A 16,715-nucleotide genomic window follows, 5' to 3' on the forward strand; every position below is an offset into this window, starting at 1 on the left:
TCTGGTAGTGGGTCGCGATCATAGCGACTTTCGGCTTGCGTCCCACCGGGCGGTGATACAACCCCTGGCATGGATGCCCGCCGGCCCCGGCGCGCCCGGCGGTGGGCGACGGCAACCCGACGAACTCGCGGATGACCCCTGCGGCGCCGGTATGACTGGTCAATTCGGCTCCCGTTCGCGGACGTAGATGGCCCGATAGTAGATGTTTGCCAGCGTCTGGATGCATGCCGCTTCATCGGGTGGGTCGTCCTCATCGGCACCCCTTCTGCTTCCGCTGAGCCGGATGTAGCAGAACTGGTTGAACATGGCCACTATCGCCTCCGCGATCAGTTGCGGGTCGTCATCGGGGCAGTACCCCTCGGCTTGGGCGCGTCGGACCGTCTCGGCGATGAAAGAAGCTGGGATGGCGCATATCTCGGCCCAGTACTGGGCGAAGTCGTCGTTGACCATCGCCAACTGCGACACGCTGATGATTTCCGCGAGCCGATTGCGGTAGGTGTGCCAATGGGCGGCGGCGGCCTCCTGCGCACGTTCGCGATTGGACAGGCCATGTCGCGTCACCGAACGGGCGCGCTCGTTGGCCTCGTCGCGGAACCGCAGGGCCCATTGCCGGACCATCGCTTCCTTGGATTCGTAGTAGTTGTAGAACGATGCCGCCGAGCGGTCCGCCTCGGCGGCGATGTCGGCGATTGTCGTCGCGAGGATGCCTTTGCGCGCGACGACCGTTCGGGCGGCTGCGTCGATGGCGGCCCGCGTCCGGCGGCCCCGATGCGTGCGCAACTCGGTGGACACCCGGCGCACCTCCCTGGAACAAAACTGAACCTGATGTTAGATTCAGATTCAGGTCTTGGCCAGGACCCGCTTGCCCGCGGACCGATGAGGAGCCGCCCAGATGATCAAGCCGCACAACCCCAACACCGAATTCGAGCTCGGCGGCATCAACCATGTCGCGCTGGTTTGTTCGGACATGCAGCGAACCGTCGACTTCTACAGCAATGTCCTCGGCATGCCGCTGATCAAGTCGCTCGACCTGCCCGGCGGCCAGGGGCAGCACTTCTTCTTCGACGCGGGCAACGGCGACTGCGTCGCGTTCTTCTGGTTCGCCGAGGCGCCCGATCGAGTGCCGGGCGTGTCGTCGCCGGGCGCCATCCCCGGCATCGGGGACATCACCAGCGCGGTCAGCACCATGAACCATCTCGCATTCCACGTGCCGGCCGAGAAATTCGACGCCTACCGGCAGCGGCTCAAGGAAAAAGGCGTGCGCGTCGGCCCCGTGCTCAACCACGACGAGAGCGCGATGCAGGTATCCGCCACGGTGCATCCCGGGGTTTACGTCCGCTCCTTCTACTTCCAGGACCCAGACGGCGTCACGCTCGAATTCGCCTGCTGGGAAAAGGAATTCGATGGGAGCGAAACGAAGGCCGTTCCCAAGACGGCAGCTGACCGGCGTCCCCCGGTGGCGGCCGTAGGCTGACGGCGGAAACGCGCACGAGCCGGGGTGTCCATGTTGACCGACGGCATCTTGACCGACGCGCAAATCGCCGCGCTGACACCCGAGCAGCGGCGAGATCTGATCACCCGGTTGGAGCAGCCCCTGAGCGACGTGATCGACCCCGTGCTGCTCAGACGGATACGGCGCATCCGCCTGGGCCTGATGATCGGTGGCTCGGTCGCGATGATCCCGTGGCTCGTGTATCTCGCCTTTACGCTCCCGGAGAACTACGTCGCCCACAACTGGCCTGCCACCTGGATCGGCTTCGACGTTCTGTTGGTGGCATTCATGGTGGCGACGGCGGTCTTCGGCTACCTGCGTCGCCAGGTGCTGGTGTTTGCCGCCTTCACCTCCGGAGTGTTGCTGATCTGCGACGCCTGGTTCGACCTGATGACCGCCGGACCGGATGACCTAGTGCTGTCGCTGGTCACCGCACTGGGAATCGAGGTGCCGTTGGCGATCTTCATGATTCGCGGTGCGCAGCGCATCATGCGACTCACGATGATGCGTTTGTGGCTCTTGGACCCTGGCGTGCGACTTTGGCACCTGCCGCTGTTTCCTTGAGCCCGTAGAGCTTTGGCTCGGTCAGTTGGTCGAGGAGCATAGCCAGCTGATCGACGAGCTGATCCGGTTGGAGCCGGACGTCGCCGGCCAGCCAGGCGCTGATCGTTTGACCGACGCCACCGACCGCGAAGTGCGCCCCAGCCTTGATGCGGTCGTTTGCCGGCATGCGCAGTGCGTCCCCGACATACTGACCCGACAGCATGGCGAACAACGCACTCGATTCCGCACGCTTGCGCACGACCACGGCGTTGGCCAGTTGCATGCTGAACAGCAGCCGTCCGATGCGGGCGTCGTCGGCGATGGTCCGCACGATGTTGGCCATCCCGGCTCGGCTTCGCTCGTGTGCGGGCACCGTGGCCACCGCGGCCTGTGTGGTGGCGGCCAGCTCGGCGATCACCCAGTCGAACACACCGCTGACGAATTCGTCCTTGTCGGCGAAGCTTTCGTAGAAGTAGCGGGCGGCCAGCCCGGCCCGGCCGCAGATGCCGCGGACGGTCAATTCGGAAATGTCGTGCTGGTCGGCCCCGAGCAGGTCCAGCCCGGCGTCCAGCAACCGCCGGCGGCGGGACGCCGTACGCTCGGCGGCCTCGATGCCCCCGTAAGGCCGCTTGCTGGGACTCATAGCCACCATCTTGACACGGGTGCAATAAACCGCCAATAATTCTGGTAACTGATGTTCGCACAATTAGCGGGCCGGTGCCGCGGGGAGGACGCTGTGGCCGTTCACGAGGCCGTTCAGGGGCGGCGGGGTCGGCGTGGCCGGGGTCTGGGGATCGACGACGGTTTGATGGGCGTGGCGTTGCTGGCCGGCCCGGCGAACGTGATCATGCAATTGGCGCGGCCCGGCGTGGGTTACGGCGTGCTGGAGAGCCGCGTAGAAAGCGGCCGGGTGGACCTGCATCCGATCAAACGTGCGCGTACCACCTTCACCTACCTGGCGGTGGCGACCGCGGGCAGCGACGCCCAGAAGGACGCCTTCCGCCGGGCGGTGAACCGGGCGCACGCGCAGGTCTACTCCACGCCGGACAGCCCGGTGCAGTACAACGCCTTCGACGTCGACCTGCAGCTATGGGTGGGCGCCTGCCTGTACAAGGGCGCTGTCGACATCTATCGCATCTTCGTCGGTGAGCTCGACGAGGCCGATGCCGACCGCCACTACCGCGAGGGGATGGCTTTGGCCACCACATTGCAGGTGCCACCGGCCATGTGGCCGGCGGATCGGGCGGCGTTCGACCGGTACTGGCGGGAATCGCTGGCCCACGTGCACATCGACGACGCGGTCCGCGACTACCTGTACCCCATCGCCGCGGCTCGCGTGCGTGGGGTGGCGCTGCCCCGTCCGCTGCAGCGGCTGTCAGACAGCTTCGCCTTGCTGATCACCACCGGTTTCCTTCCCCAGCGATTTCGCGACGAAATGCGGTTGCCCTGGGATGCGGCCAGACAACGGCGCTTCGACCGGCTGATGGCGGTGTTGCGCACGGTCAACCGCGCGATGCCCGGATGTGTCCGGCGGTTCCCGTTCAACGTCCTGTTGTGGGACGTTGACCGCCGGATCAGGACGGGCCGACCCCTGGTCTAAAGCGGTTCCCTCGGCACTACATAGGTTGATAACGACAATCATATTCATTAAGCTTCTCGCGGTCTGGTAAACCCTCCCAGCCCGAGGAGTGCCTGTGACCGCGCCGATTTGGATGGCTTCGCCGCCCGAGGTGCACTCGGCGTTGCTCAGCAGCGGCCCGGGGCCGGGGCCCCTGCTGGCGGCCGCTGCAGCGTGGGCCTCCTTGAACATCGAATACGCCTCGGCGGCAGAAGAACTCAGCGCATTGCTGGCGGCTGTGCAGGCCGGCGCATGGGAGGGGCCGAGCGCGGAATCGTATGCGGCCGCACACGCGCCCTATCTGGCGTGGTTGACCGAGGCCGGCGCGAACAGTGCGGCGGCCGCGGCCCAACTCGAGACCGCGGCCGCCGCCTACACCGCCGCGCTGGCAGCAATGCCGACGCTGGCGGAGCTCGCCACCAACCACGTCGTGCACGGCGTCCTCACGGCGACGAACTTCTTTGGCGTCAACACGATCCCGATCGCGGTCAACGAGGCCGACTACCTCCGGATGTGGATTCAGGCCGCCACCACGATGGGCAGCTATCAAGCGGTCTCCGCCGGGGCGGTTGCGTCAACACCGCAGACCGCCCCGGCGCCGCACATCGTGAAATCCGACGCCACTGCAAATCCCCAGGCGAGTACCAACCCGCTGCCGCATATCGTGCAGCGGGTCCAGCAGTTCTGGCAGGGCCTGCTCACCGACCCGTCGCAAGTGGATCCAAGTAATCCGCTGGGTCTGCCGCCGCAGCTCGTGCAGGGCCTGCAGAAATTTGGTATCGGGAACAGCCCCGTGGCCCACGCCCCGCTGCTCGACTACCCCGTGGATAACTGGGTTTCCACCGTCCTGCAAAACTTCGGGATCAATTGGAATCCCAGTGCTGGCACGGTGAACGGACTCACCTACGATGCCTACGCGGATCCGGGCCAAGCGATGTGGTGGGTTGCTCGATCCCTCGAAGTCTTTGAGGATTTGCAACAGTTCGGCACATATCTGTTGCAAAACCCGGTTTTGGCTTTTCAGTACCTGATCAGCTGGCAACTGTTCGATTTTCCGCTTCATATCGAAGAACTTGCTTTCTTTTCGAACGTGCCGTTCCAGGCGGTGTACGCCGCACTCCCCGCGGCGGCTGCCCCGCTCGCGTCCGCGGGCGGCCTCGCAGGGCTGGCCGGGTTGGCCGCCCTGCCGCAACCGGTTGTCGCGCCGGTCCTGGCACCCCTCGCCCCGCCGCCGTTGTTGCCGGTCGCGGCGACGGCCCCGGCGATCGCCGCGCCGAGCGTGACCACCGGATCGGCACCGGCGCCCCCGCCCGCATCTCCCGGCGCGTCCGCCCTCGCGGGTCCGGCACCGACACCGCCCGCGGCGGCGGGTCCGGTTGGATTTTCCCCCCCCTATGTGGTGCCTCCCGGCATCGGACTCGGCTCGGCGATGAGCAGCAGCGCGAGCTCGAGCGCTAAAAGGAAAGCACCGGAGTCAGGTGCCGCGGCGGCGGCGACAGCGACGACCGCGCGGGAGGCGGCACGTGCCCGGCGCCGTCAGCGACAGCGACAGCGGGGGTACGGCGACGAGTTCATGGACATGAACATCGACGTCGACCCCGACTGGGACGAGCCGCGAGCGAAGGATGGGACGGCAACGTCGGCTCGGGGCGCCGGCAGCTTGGGCTTCGCCGGTGCCGCGGCCACGACCCTCGCCTCGGAGCCGGCGGGGTTGACGACACTGGCCGGGCTGGCCGGTGACGAATTCGGCGGCGGTCCGCGCATGCCGATGTTGCCGGGCACGTGGGACCGCGACGACTCCGGCGAGACGGGCGGTCACCCCCCGTCGGCGTAGTGTCAGTTGGGTGCGCAGCGAAGGTGATACCTGGGACATCACGACGAGTGTGGGTTCGACCGCGCTGTTCGTAGCTACCGCGCGGGCGTTGGAGGCGCAAAAGCCGGAGCCGCTGGCCGTAGACCCGCATGCGGAGCTGTTTTGCCGGGCCGTGGGCGGCCCGCCGGCCGACGTCCTCGACGGCAAGGCACCCGACCATCCGCTCAAGAGCGCGGACTTCGGCGAACATTTCGTGAACTTCCAGGCCGCTCGCACCAAGTATTTCGACGACTATTTCCGCCGGGCGGCCGCGGCGGGCGTGCGGCAAGTGGTCGTCCTGGCCGCGGGACTGGATTCGCGGGCCTACCGGCTGGACTGGCCCGCCGGGACGACGATCTTCGAGCTGGACCGCCCACAGGTCCTGGACTTCAAGCGCGAGGTGCTCAGCGGCCACGGCGCGCAACCGCGAGCCGATCGCCGCGAAATCGCGGTCGATCTGCGGGAGGACTGGGCAGCCGCCCTGCGGGACAGCGGCTTCCATGCGGACAAGCCCTCGGCGTGGATCGCCGAAGGTTTGCTCATCTATCTCCCGGCCAGCGCGCAGGAGCAGCTGTTCACCGGCATCGACGGCCTGGCCGGTCACGGAAGCCATGTCGCGATCGAGGATGGCGCGCCCCTTGACCAGGACGAGTTCGAGGCTGCCGTCGCGGAAGAACGTGCGGCCGCCGCCGAAGGTGATCAGCGGCTGTTTTTTCAGTTGGTCTACAACGAGCGGCACGCGCCGGCGACCGAGTGGTTCGGTGAGCGCGGGTGGACCGCCGTCGGTACTCCGCTGGTGGATTACCTTCGCGAGGTCGGCCGGCCGGTGCCCGGCCCGGAAACCGATGCCGGGCCGATGATCGCCCGTAACACGCTGGTCAGCGCCGTCAAGGCCTGATCGGGAACTTTCGGGAACTTTCGGGAACTTTCCAGGGCCCTTGGCCGACTACTAGCTGCGTGCTTGGTTCGCCGCCGACGGTCTGGGCGGCCGTTGAGTCAGCCCGATCGGTAAGGGGGGTCGCTGCCGTATGACCGCGCCGGTGTGGATGGCCCTACCTCCGGAGGTCCACTCGGCGGAACTGAGCAGCGGCCCGGGGCCGGGCGGTCTGCTGGCCGCCGCGGCGGGCTGGAGCTCGTTGAGCGCAACGTACGCCTCGGTGGTGGACGAACTCACCGCGATCCTGGGCAGTGCGCAGGCCGGGGCGTGGCAAGGGCCGACCGCCGAACAGTATGTGGCCGCGCACGCGCCCTACCTGGCGTGGCTGAGGCAGGCCAGCGCCGACAGCGCGGCGACGGCTGCCCAGCACGAAACCGCCGCCGCCGCCTACTCCGCGGCGTTGGCCGCGATGCCGACCTTGGTCGAGCTGGCCGCGAACCACGCGATCCACGCGGTTTTGCTGGCGACGAACTTCTTCGGCGTCAACACCATTCCCATCGCGCTCAACGAGGCCGACTACGTTCGCATGTGGATCCAGGCGGCCACCACCATGGCCACCTACCATGCCGTTTCCGCAACGGCGGTGAATTCCGCGCCCCAGACCCCGGCGGCCCCGCAGATTCTGCATGCCGCCCACGGCTCCAACGGCGGTCACAGTGCTGACAACGGGCTCCAACCCATCGTCGACAACGACGAGGGGGACCCGACGCAATTGAGCTGGTGGATCAACCGATTCCTGGAGGTTCCGAAAACCCTGTGGCGGGATGTGCTGGAATTTCCGCAGCACCCGACCCTGGCAATACAGCAGGTGCAGGCCGACATCCCGGCACTCATCGGTGACGAGTTCACCCACGTGGGAGAGGTCATCACCACGTTTCCGCAACTGCAGACCGTAGTGCCGCTTGCCCTCGCGTCGTCCGTCGTCGCCCCCGGATACGCGGCCGGGCTCGCGGGTCTCAGCGGCTTGTCCGGGATTCAGCCCGCAGCGACCGCCGCCGTGGCGGCGGTGCCGACGCCCCAGACGCCTGGCGTGCCGGTAGCCGGCGGCTCTTCGCTCGTGAGCGTTGCCTCGGCGCCCAGCCCGACTCCCTCGCCGGCCCCGGCTTCGGCCTCGGCGCCCGCGACCGCGCCGGCGGCGGCGTCGACCTCCGCACCCCCGCCGCCGCCGCCCGCGGGCGTCGCCGGAGGGGCCCCTCCCTACCTGGTGGGGGGCTACGGCATCGGCTCGAGCACGCAAATGAGCACAAGCGGGCAGCGGAAGTCTCGGGAGCCGGAGGCTGCCGCGGCCGCGGCAGCCGCCGGCGCGTCGGCCCGCGAAGAACGGGCGCGCCGGCGTCGGCGGGCGGGGATGCGCGGGTACGGGGACGAGTTCATGGACATGAACGTCGAGGTCGAGCCCGACTGGGGCGCCCCGTCGGGTGTTGAGCCGGCCGCGTCGACCGCGACCTCGGGCCGCGGTGCCGGAAGTCTGGGGTTCGCCGGAGCGGCACGCAAGGACACGGTCCCCGAAGCGGCCGGCTTGACCACCCTGGCCGGCGACGAGTTCGGCGGGGGGCCCTCAGCCCCGATGGTCCCGGGCACCTGGGACGCGGGCGAAGTTGATAATGATAATGATTTTCATTAGGCTGCACTTCGGTGAGAAGTCCTGCTCAGCGCGGCCGGAGGGGAAGAACGTCGTGCGGACCAGACCCGCGAGCACCTCGACACTTAGCTTATGCAATGCTAACTTCACCCAGGTTAGGTTAGGCGATGCTACATACAGGAGAACAGGCGACCGTGGAACGCGGTGACACCGGCACGCTCGCATCCAGAGCCCCGCGACCCCGGTCGAACGGCAGGGTGGACGACGACGTCGTCAGCCGGTTCGCCACCTGTTGCCGCGCCCTCGGCATCGCGGTGTACGAGCGGCAGCGCCCTCCCGATCTGGGCGCCGCGCGCTCCGGTTTCGCCCAGCTGACCCGCGTCGCCCACGACCAATGCGACGCCTGGACCGGACTGGCGGCCGCCGGGGACGTCTCCCTGGGTGTCCTCGAGGCCGTTTCGCGCACCGCGGCCACCGCGGGCGCGTTGCAGCGGCAGGTGGAACTGGCTCCCGGGGCGCTGGGCTTCCACTACGAGACCGGGCTGTATCTGCAGTTTCGCGCCACCACCACGGATGATTTTCTCCTCGCTTACGCGGCGGCGCTGGCTTCGGAGGGCGGGGCGGCACGCCTCGCCGAAGCTCACCAGATCGTCGCGGGCCTCATCGAACGCCGTCCGAGCTGGCGGGCGGCCCGCTGGGTCGCCGTCGTCATCAACTACCGGGCTGCGCGTTGGTCGGACGTGGTCAGGCTGCTGACGCCGATCGTCAACGATTCCGATCTCGACGACGCCTTTTCACACGCCGTCAAGATCACCCTGGGTATTGCGCTGGCCCGGCTCGGCATGTTCGCCCCGGCGCTGTCGTATCTCGAGGAGCCGGACGGCCCCGTCGCGGTCGCGGCGGTCGACGGCGGCCTGGCCAAGGCGCTCGTGCTGCGGGCGCACGTCGACGAGGAGTCGGCGAGCGAGGTCCTGCAGGACTTGTATGCCGCCCACCCCGAGAACGAGCAGATCGAGCACGCGCTCTCGGACACGAGTTTCGGGCTCGCCACCACCACCGCGGCGCGGATCGACGCCCGGACCGATCCGTGGGATCCCGAAACCGAGCCAGCGCCAGGCGATTTCGTCGATCCTGGAGCCCACGAGCGCAAGCGCGTTTTGTTGGCGGAGGCCGAACGCGAGCTCGACGAGTTCATCGGCCTGGACAAGGTCAAGGATCAGGTTGCCCGGTTGAAGAGCGCGGTGGCGATGGAACTCGTGCGCAAGCAGCGCGGGCTCGAGGTGGCACAGCGCACGCACCATCTGGTTTTCACGGGGCCGCCCGGCACCGGCAAGACCACCATCGCCCGCGTTATCGCCAAGATCTATTGCGGCTTGGGCTTGTTGAAGAAAGAGAACATCAGGGAGGTGCACCGCGCCGATCTCATCGGCCAGCACATCGGGGAGACCGAGGCGAAGACCAACGCCGTGATCGACAGCGCGCTGGACGGGGTGCTGTTCCTGGACGAGGCCTACGCGTTGGTGGCCACGGGAGCCAAGAACGACTTCGGCCTGGTGGCCATCGACACTCTGCTGGCCCGCATGGAGAACGACCGCGACCGGCTGGTGGTCATCATCGCCGGGTACCGCGCCGACCTCGATCGGTTCCTCGACACCAACCAGGGTCTGCGGTCGCGGTTCACCCGCAGCATCGACTTCCCGTCGTACAAACCGGCCGAGCTGATCGAGATCGCGAACTTCATGGCCGCCAAGCGTGACAGCGTCTTCGCGCCGGACGCGCTCGCCGACCTCCAGGCGTTGTTCGCGGACCTCGCCGAGACATCGAAAGCGGACGCAGCCGGGGTGCAACGTCGAGGCCTCGACATCGCGGGCAACGGCCGGTTCGTCCGCAACGTGGTCGAAAAGTCCGAAGAGGAACGTGAATTCAGGTTGGACCACTCCGAGCACGCCGAAACCGGCGAATTCACCGACGAGGAGTTGATGACGATCACCGCCCAGGACGTGCGGAATTCGGTTGAGCCGCTGCTGCAGGGGCTCGGCCTGGTGGAGCCGGCATGACCGCCAATGAGCCGGACGAAAGCGCGGGGGCACGGCGTTCGTTCACCTCCCGCACCCCGGTGAACGACAGCCCGGACAGGCTCGCGTACCGCCGCGGTTTCGTCACCCGCCACCAGGTCACCGGCTGGCGCTTCGTGATGCGCCGGATCGCCTCGGGCATCGCCCTGCACGACACCCGGATGCTCGTCGACCCCTTGCGCAGCCAGTCGCGCGCGGTGCTCATGGGCGCACTCATCCTGATCACCGGTCTGGTCGGCTGTTTCGTGTTCTCGCTGATCCGGCCCAGCGGCGCGGCCGGCAACAACGCCGTGCTTGCCGACCGGACCACCGCCGCGCTGTACGTCCGGGTCGGTGATGACCTGCACCCCGTGCTTAACCTGACCTCGGCCCGGTTGATCGTCGGCCGGCCGGTCAACCCCACCACCGTCAAAAGCGCTGAGCTGGACCGGTTTCCGCGCGGCAACCTGATCGGTATTCCGGGCGCCCCCGAGCGCATGGTGCCCAACGCCGCACGCGACGCCAACTGGACGGTGTGCGACTCGGTCGGCGGGACCGATCAGTCGGGCGGCGGACACGGCACCCGCAGCACGGGTGTCACCGTGATCGGGGGGCCGCCCGACGGTGCCGGGGCGCGGGCTGCCGCGCTGCGCGCGAACCAGGGTGTCCTGGTTGACTTCCCGACCGACCGCGGCACCGACACCTGGCTGCTCTGGCAAGGCAAACGTAGCCGGATCGACCTGAGCAACCACGCCGTCACCGACGCACTCGGATTCGGTGTCGGAAATTCCCCTCTGCCCGCGCCGCGGCCCATCGCGCTGGGGCTGTTCAACGCGGTACCCGAAGCCCCGGCGCTGACGGCGCCGCCGATCCCGAATGCGGGCAGTCCGGCGGGCTTTTCGGTGCCCGCCCCGATCGGAGGGGTTGTGGTCTCCTATGGCGTGGAGCAGAATTCGTCGGACACCTTGCGGTATTACGCCGTGTTGCCCGATGGCCTGCAGCCCATTTCGCCGGTGCTCGCCGCGATCTTGCGCAACACCAATTCGTATGGCCTCGACCAGCCACCGCGGCTCGGCGCCGACGTGGTGGCCAGACTCCCGGTGTCGCGGATGCTGGACACCAGCCGCTATCCCGACCAGCAGATCGTTGTCGTCGACCCGGCAAAAGATCCCGTTACCTGCGCCTACTGGAGCAAGCCGGCCGGGGCGGCCAGCAGTTCGCTGAGTTTGCTCGCCGGCTCGGTGCTGCCGGTGCCGGACGGGGTTCGCACCGTCGGCCTGGTCAGCGGCGGCCCGCAGGGAAATGGCACGACGGCCAACCGAGTCGCCCTGGCGCCGGGCACCGGCTACTTCACCCAGACCGTGGGGGGCGGGTCGGCGGCGCCGGCCACCGGATCGTTGTTCTGGGTTTCCGACACCGGAGTTCGCTACGGCATCGACACCGAGGCCGGCGAGGCCGCCGGCAATCCCGCCACCGGACGGCAGAAAACCGTTGAGGCCCTTGGCCTGAACGAGCCGGCCGTCCCGATCCCGTGGTCAGTGCTGTCCCTGTTCGCCCCCGGACCGACGTTGTCGCGCGCCGACGCGCTGCTGGCGCACGACGGCCTGGCACCCGACACCAAGCCCGGTCGCCCGGTGTCGGCCGAAGGAGTGGGCCGATGAGTCGCCTGATTTTCGAGGCCCGCCGCCGCCTGGCGCCGCCGACGACCCGTAAGGGCGCCATCACCATCGAGCCGCCCCCCGAGCTGCCGCGGGTGATTCCGCCGTCGTTGCTGCGGCGCGCGATGCCGTATCTGATCGTGATCCTGATCGTCGGGATGGTGGTCGCGCTGGTCGCCACCGGCATGCGGGTGATCTCGCCGCAGACGCTGTTCTTCCCGTTCGTGCTGCTGCTGGCGGCAACCGCGCTCTATCGCGGGAACGACAACAAGATGCGCACCGAGGAGGTCGACGCCGAACGGGCCGACTACCTGCGTTACCTGTCGGTGGTGCGGGACAACATCCGAACCCAGGCTGCCGAGCAGCGCGCGGCCGCGCTGTGGTCGCATCCGGAGCCTGCGGCGCTCGGCGGGGTGCCGGGGTCCCGCCGTCAGTGGGAGCGTGACCCGCACGATCCCGACTTCTTGGTGCTGCGGGCCGGCCGTCACCATGTGCCGCTCGCCACCCCGCTTCGGGTTGCGGACACGGCCGACGAAATCGACCTGGAGCCGGTGTCGCACAGCGCTTTACGTAGCCTACTCGACACCCAGCGCACGGTGCGCGACGTGCCGACCGGCATCGACCTGACCAAGGTGTCACGCATCACCGTTGTGGGCGCCGCGGGGGCCGCTGAAGACGCCGTGCGGGCGGCTTTGCGGGCCTGGATCGCGCAGGCCGTCACGTGGCACGACCCGACGGTGCTCGGGATCGCGCTGGCCAGCAGCGATCTGGAGGGCCCGGAATGGTCGTGGTTGAAGTGGTTGCCGCACGTGGACATTCCCGGCGAGGTGGACGGTGTCGGACCGGCCCGCTACCTGTCGACCGATGCCGACGAGCTGGTCACGCGGCTCGGGTCCGCTCTCGGCGACCGGCAGCCGTTCACCGGCGAGCCCCCGAATGCGCTGCGGCACCTGCTGATCGTCGTCGACGACCCCGACTACGACGTGAACGCCTCGCCCCTGGCGGTGGGCCGCGCGGGAGTCACCGTCGTGCATCGCGTGGCCGATCCGCCGCACCGCGAACAGTATTCGGACCCCGAAAAGCCGATCCTGCGGGTTGCGGACGGCGCGCTCGAGCGTTGGCAGACCGGCGGCTGGCAGCCTTACATCGACAGCGCGGATCAACTCGGGTCGCAGGACGCCGCGCACCTGGCCCGTCGGCTCTCCCGGTGGGATTCCAATCCGACCCATCCCGGGCTGCGATCTGCGGCCACCCGCGGCGCTAGTTTCACCACGCTGCTTGGCATTCCGGACGCATCCGAGCTGGATGTGCCGGCGCTGTGGGCACCCCGCCGCCGCGACGACGAGTTGCGGGTTCCCATCGGTGTCACCGCAACCGGTGAGCCCCTGATCTTCGATTTGAAGGACGAGGCCGAGGGCGGGATGGGTCCGCACGGCCTGATGATCGGGATGACGGGGTCCGGCAAGTCCCAGACATTGATGTCGATCTTGTTGTCGCTGTTGACAACGCATTCGGCGGACCGGCTGATCGTCATCTACGCCGATTTCAAGGGCGAGGCGGGAGCCGACAGCTTCCGTAACTTCCCGCAGGTCGTTGCGGTGATCTCGAACATGGCCGAGAAAAAATCGCTAGCCGACCGGTTTGCCGACACGCTGCGGGGTGAGGTGGCCCGCCGCGAGTCGCTGTTGCGCGACGCGGGCAGGCGCATTCAGGGCAGCGCGTTCAATTCGGTGACGGAGTACGAGAACGCTGTGGCGGCAGGACACGACCTGCCACCGATCCCGACGTTGTTCGTCGTTGCCGACGAGTTCACGCTGATGCTGGCCGACCACCCGGAGTACGCGGAGCTGTTCGACTACGTGGCGCGCAAGGGCCGCTCGTTCCGCATCCACATCCTGTTCGCGTCGCAAACCCTGGATGTGGGGAAGATCAAGGACATCGACAAGAACACCTCCTACCGCATCGGGCTGAAGGTGGCCAGTCCCAGCGTCTCGCGCCAGATCATCGGCGTGGAAGACGCCTACCACATCGAAGCAGGTAAAGAACACAAGGGCGTGGGCTTCTTGGTGCCCGCCCCCGGGGCGACGCCCGTCAAATTCCGCAGCACCTACGTCGACGGCATTTACGAGCCGCCGCGGAAGTCCAAAACGCTTGTGATACATGCTGTTCCGGAGCCGAAGCTGTTCACGGCCGGGGCGGTTGAGCTCGACCAGGGCACCGTCATATCCACCGGCGAGGACGAGGAAACGTCGGGACCGCCGCGTAAGCTGATCGCGACCATCGGCGAGCAGCTCGCACGTTACGGGCCGCGGGCACCGCAGCTGTGGCTGCCGCCGCTGGACGAGCCGATCATGTTGACCGCGGTGCTGGGCCGCGCCGGGGTGCCGCAACGGCAGTGGCGATGGCCGCTCGGCGAGATCGACAGACCATTCGAAATGCGCCGCGACCCATTGATATTCGATGCCACGTCGTCGGCGGGCAACATGGTGATCCACGGCGGCGCCAAATCCGGAAAGTCGACCGCGCTGCAAACGTTCATCTTGTCGGCAGCCAGCCTGCACTCGCCCGGCGATGTCACGTTCTACTGCCTGGATTACGGCGGCGGCCAGCTGCGGGCGCTCGAAGATCTCGCCCACGTCGGCAGCGTCGCCTCGGCGCTGGAGCCCGAGCGCATCCGTCGCACTTTCGGCGAGCTCGAACAGCTGCTGTTGTCCCGGCAGAGGCGAGAGGCATTCCGGGAGAAGCACGGCGCCGCGCCGGACGACGGCTACGGCGAGGTGTTCCTGATCATCGACAACCTGTACGCGTTCGGCCGCGACAACACAGATCAATTCAACACTCGTAATCCATTGCTGGCCAAGGTGACTGAACTGGTCAACATCGGCCTCGCGTACGGCATCCACGTGGTCATCACCACGCCGAGCTGGCTGGAGGTGCCGCTGGCGATGCGGGACGGCCTGGGGCTGCGCCTCGAGCTCAAGTTGCACGACGCGCGGGACAGCAATGTGCGGGTGGTGGGCGCGCTGCGCCGACCCGCCGAGACCGTCCCGCCGGATCAGCCGGGCCGAGGATTGACCATGGACGCAGAGCATTTCCTGTTTGCGGCTCCCGAACTGGGGTCGGCACTCGACCCGGTGCCCGCGATCAACGCGCGGCACCCCGGCCTGGCCGCGCCGCCGGTTCGGTTGCTGCCCACCAACCTTGCGCCCGCCGCGCTGGGCGACCTTTATCGCGGACGCGAGAAGGTGGTCATCGGCCAGCGGGAAGAGGACCTGGCGCCGGTCGTCCTCGACCTGGCCGAGAACCCATTGCTCATGGTGTTCGGCGACGGAAAATCGGGCAAAACCACGCTGCTGCGCCACATCATTCGAACCATCCGCGAGCACTCGACCGCGGATCAGGTGGCCTTCACCGTGCTGGATCGCCGGCTGCATCTGGTCGACGAGCCGCTGTTCCCCGACAATGAGTACACCGCCAACGTCGATCGCATCATCCCGGCGATGCTGGGGCTGGCCAACCTCATCGAGTCGCGGCGGCCACCGGCGGGCTTGCCGGCGCGCGAGCTGTCGGGATGGACCTATCGTGGCCACACCCACTACCTGATCATCGACGACTTAGACCAGCTGCCGGATACGCCGGCGATGAGTGGGCCGTACGCCGGCCAGCGGCCGTGGGCCCCCCTGCTCGGACTGCTCTCGCAGGCCGGTGATTTGGGGCTGCGCGTGATCGTCACGGCGCGGGCCACCGGATCAGCTCACGCCTTGATGACCAGCCCGTTGCTGCGTCGCTTGAACGACTTGCAGGCGACCACGTTGATGCTTTCGGGCAATCCGCACGACGGCGGCAAGATCCGCGGTCAACGATTCGGCAGGCTGCCGGCCGGGCGGGGGATTCTGCTGGGGGACAGCGACCTTCCGACGTATGTGCAGCTGGTCAACCCGCTGATCGGGGAGTCGGTGCTGGTAAGCGAGCGGCAACGCGAGGAACAGGAGGACTAGTCATGACGTTGCGAGTTGTTCCCGAGGGGCTGGCCGCGGCGAGCGCGGCTGTCGAGGCGTTGACGGCCCGGCTGGCGGCGGCGCACGCGGCGGCGGCCCCGGCGATCACCGGCGTGGTGCCGCCGGCGGCGGATCCCGTGTCGCTGCAGACGGCCGCGGGGTTCAGCGTGCGGGGCCAGGAGCACGCGGCCGTCGCGGCCCAAGGCGTCGAGGAGCTCGGCCGAGCCGGTGTCGGTGTCGGTGAGGCCGGCGCGAGCTATCTCGCGGGTGACGCCGCGGCCGCCGCCACCTACGGAACGGTGGGTGCCTGAAATTCGCAACATGACAGCCAACACCAGAAATCCGAAGGGGCCGAAGGGCCCGAGCAGAAGGGAATCATCATGAGTCTGTTGGATGCTCACATCCCGCAGTTAATCGCCGCCCAGTCGGCGTTCAGCACCAAGTCGGCGTTGATGCGCAGCACGATCAGCCAGGCCGAGCAGGAGGCACTGTCGGCGCAGTCGTTTCATGTGGGAGAGGCGTCCGCGGCGTTTCAGGCCGCGCATGCGCGCTTCGTCGAGGCCGCCGCTCGGATCAACACGTTGCTCGATATCGCCCAGGTCAACCTCGGAGACGCCGCGGGCACCTATGTGGCAGCGGACGCCGCGGCCGCCTCGGGCTACACCTCTTTCTGAAAGGAACTGTGATGTCGCAGATCACGTACAACTATCCCGCGATGCTGGGCCACGCCGCGGACATGTCGGGGTACGCGGGCACCCTGCAGGGGCTGGGTGCCGATATCGCCAGCGAGCAGGCCGCGCTGTCCAATGCCTGGCAGGGCGACACCGGTATGACCTACCAGGTGTGGCAGGCGCAGTGGAACCAGGCGATGGACGCCCTGGTGCGGGCCTATCAGTCGATGGCCGGCACGCACGAAGCCAACACGCTGGCCATGTACGCCCGCGACGCCGCCGAGGCCGCCAAATGGGGCGGCTAATCAGC

Annotated in this window: 14 protein-coding genes and 1 pseudogene; 12 read left to right on the forward strand and 3 right to left on the reverse strand. The window is 67.9% G+C overall.

The features are described 5' to 3' along the window. A pseudogene (locus JO059_RS16020) lies at positions 1-163 on the reverse strand (alpha/beta hydrolase); the annotation flags it as partial. Beyond that, positions 160-780, reverse strand: a complete 621-nt coding sequence (locus JO059_RS16025; RefSeq protein ID WP_293320436.1) for a TetR/AcrR family transcriptional regulator — start codon at positions 778-780, stop codon at positions 160-162. The pseudogene JO059_RS16020 and the gene JO059_RS16025, both read right to left, overlap by 4 nt. 112 nt (positions 781-892) lie before the next feature. Here JO059_RS16025 and JO059_RS16030 point away from each other — a divergent pair, with 112 nt between their 5' ends. Next, the gene (locus JO059_RS16030) at positions 893-1,474 is read left to right on the forward strand and encodes a VOC family protein (RefSeq protein WP_293320380.1); all 582 of its coding nucleotides are present in this window, start codon (positions 893-895) and stop codon (positions 1,472-1,474) included. A gap of 33 nt (positions 1,475-1,507) precedes the next feature. Beyond that, positions 1,508-2,056 (forward strand): hypothetical protein, encoded by a 549-nt coding sequence (locus tag JO059_RS16035; protein WP_293320438.1) that lies wholly within the window; start codon positions 1,508-1,510, stop codon positions 2,054-2,056. Here JO059_RS16035 and JO059_RS16040 read toward each other — a convergent pair. After that, positions 1,989-2,678, reverse strand: coding sequence for a TetR/AcrR family transcriptional regulator (locus JO059_RS16040; RefSeq protein WP_293320382.1), 690 nt, complete (start codon positions 2,676-2,678; stop codon positions 1,989-1,991). The two genes, JO059_RS16035 and JO059_RS16040, sit on opposite strands and share 68 nt — an antisense overlap. A 93-nt stretch (positions 2,679-2,771) precedes the next feature. On the opposite strand from JO059_RS16040, the gene JO059_RS16045 reads away from it, so the two are divergent. The 10 genes from JO059_RS16045 to JO059_RS16090 all read left to right on the forward strand — a co-directional run bounded on the left by JO059_RS16045 (position 2,772) and on the right by JO059_RS16090 (position 16,710). After that, a complete protein-coding gene (locus JO059_RS16045) occupies positions 2,772-3,635 on the forward strand; it encodes an oxygenase MpaB family protein (RefSeq protein ID WP_293320385.1) in 864 nt (287 codons plus the stop codon). A gap of 94 nt (positions 3,636-3,729) precedes the next feature. Next, a complete protein-coding gene (locus tag JO059_RS16050; RefSeq protein WP_293320387.1) occupies positions 3,730-5,487 on the forward strand; it encodes a PPE family protein in 1,758 nt (585 codons plus the stop codon). 10 nt (positions 5,488-5,497) lie between these two features. Beyond that, positions 5,498-6,403, forward strand: coding sequence for a class I SAM-dependent methyltransferase (locus JO059_RS16055; protein WP_293320389.1), 906 nt, complete (start codon positions 5,498-5,500; stop codon positions 6,401-6,403). A 130-nt stretch (positions 6,404-6,533) separates the two neighbouring features. Continuing rightward, on the forward strand, positions 6,534-8,066 hold the full coding sequence (locus JO059_RS16060; protein ID WP_293320391.1) for a PPE family protein: 1,533 nt from the start codon (positions 6,534-6,536) through the stop codon (positions 8,064-8,066). A gap of 152 nt (positions 8,067-8,218) precedes the next feature. Further along, a complete protein-coding gene (eccA, locus tag JO059_RS16065) occupies positions 8,219-10,081 on the forward strand; it encodes a type VII secretion AAA-ATPase EccA (RefSeq protein ID WP_293320393.1) in 1,863 nt (620 codons plus the stop codon). Beyond that, positions 10,078-11,739 carry a type VII secretion protein EccB gene (eccB, locus tag JO059_RS16070; RefSeq protein ID WP_293320395.1) on the forward strand — a complete coding sequence of 554 codons (1,662 nt, stop codon included), beginning with the start codon at positions 10,078-10,080 and terminating at the stop codon, positions 11,737-11,739. The genes eccA and eccB overlap by 4 nt, the downstream gene beginning before the upstream one ends. Continuing rightward, entirely contained in the window at positions 11,736-15,734 is a 3,999-nt protein-coding gene (gene eccCa / locus JO059_RS16075) for a type VII secretion protein EccCa (protein WP_293320397.1), read from the forward strand. The genes eccB and eccCa overlap by 4 nt, the downstream gene beginning before the upstream one ends. Before the next feature lie 2 nt (positions 15,735-15,736). Continuing rightward, a complete protein-coding gene (locus tag JO059_RS16080; protein WP_293320399.1) occupies positions 15,737-16,045 on the forward strand; it encodes a PE family protein in 309 nt (102 codons plus the stop codon). 69 nt (positions 16,046-16,114) lie between these two features. Further along, a complete protein-coding gene (locus JO059_RS16085) occupies positions 16,115-16,408 on the forward strand; it encodes a WXG100 family type VII secretion target (protein WP_293320401.1) in 294 nt (97 codons plus the stop codon). Between the two features lie 11 nt (positions 16,409-16,419). Further along, complete coding sequence (locus tag JO059_RS16090; protein ID WP_293320403.1) at positions 16,420-16,710, forward strand: WXG100 family type VII secretion target; 291 nt, start codon at positions 16,420-16,422, stop codon at positions 16,708-16,710. Positions 16,711-16,715: the final 5 nt, after the last annotated feature.

This window comes from Mycobacterium sp., from assembly GCF_019247615.1.
Taxonomy (GTDB): Bacteria; Actinomycetota; Actinomycetes; order Mycobacteriales; family Mycobacteriaceae; genus Mycobacterium.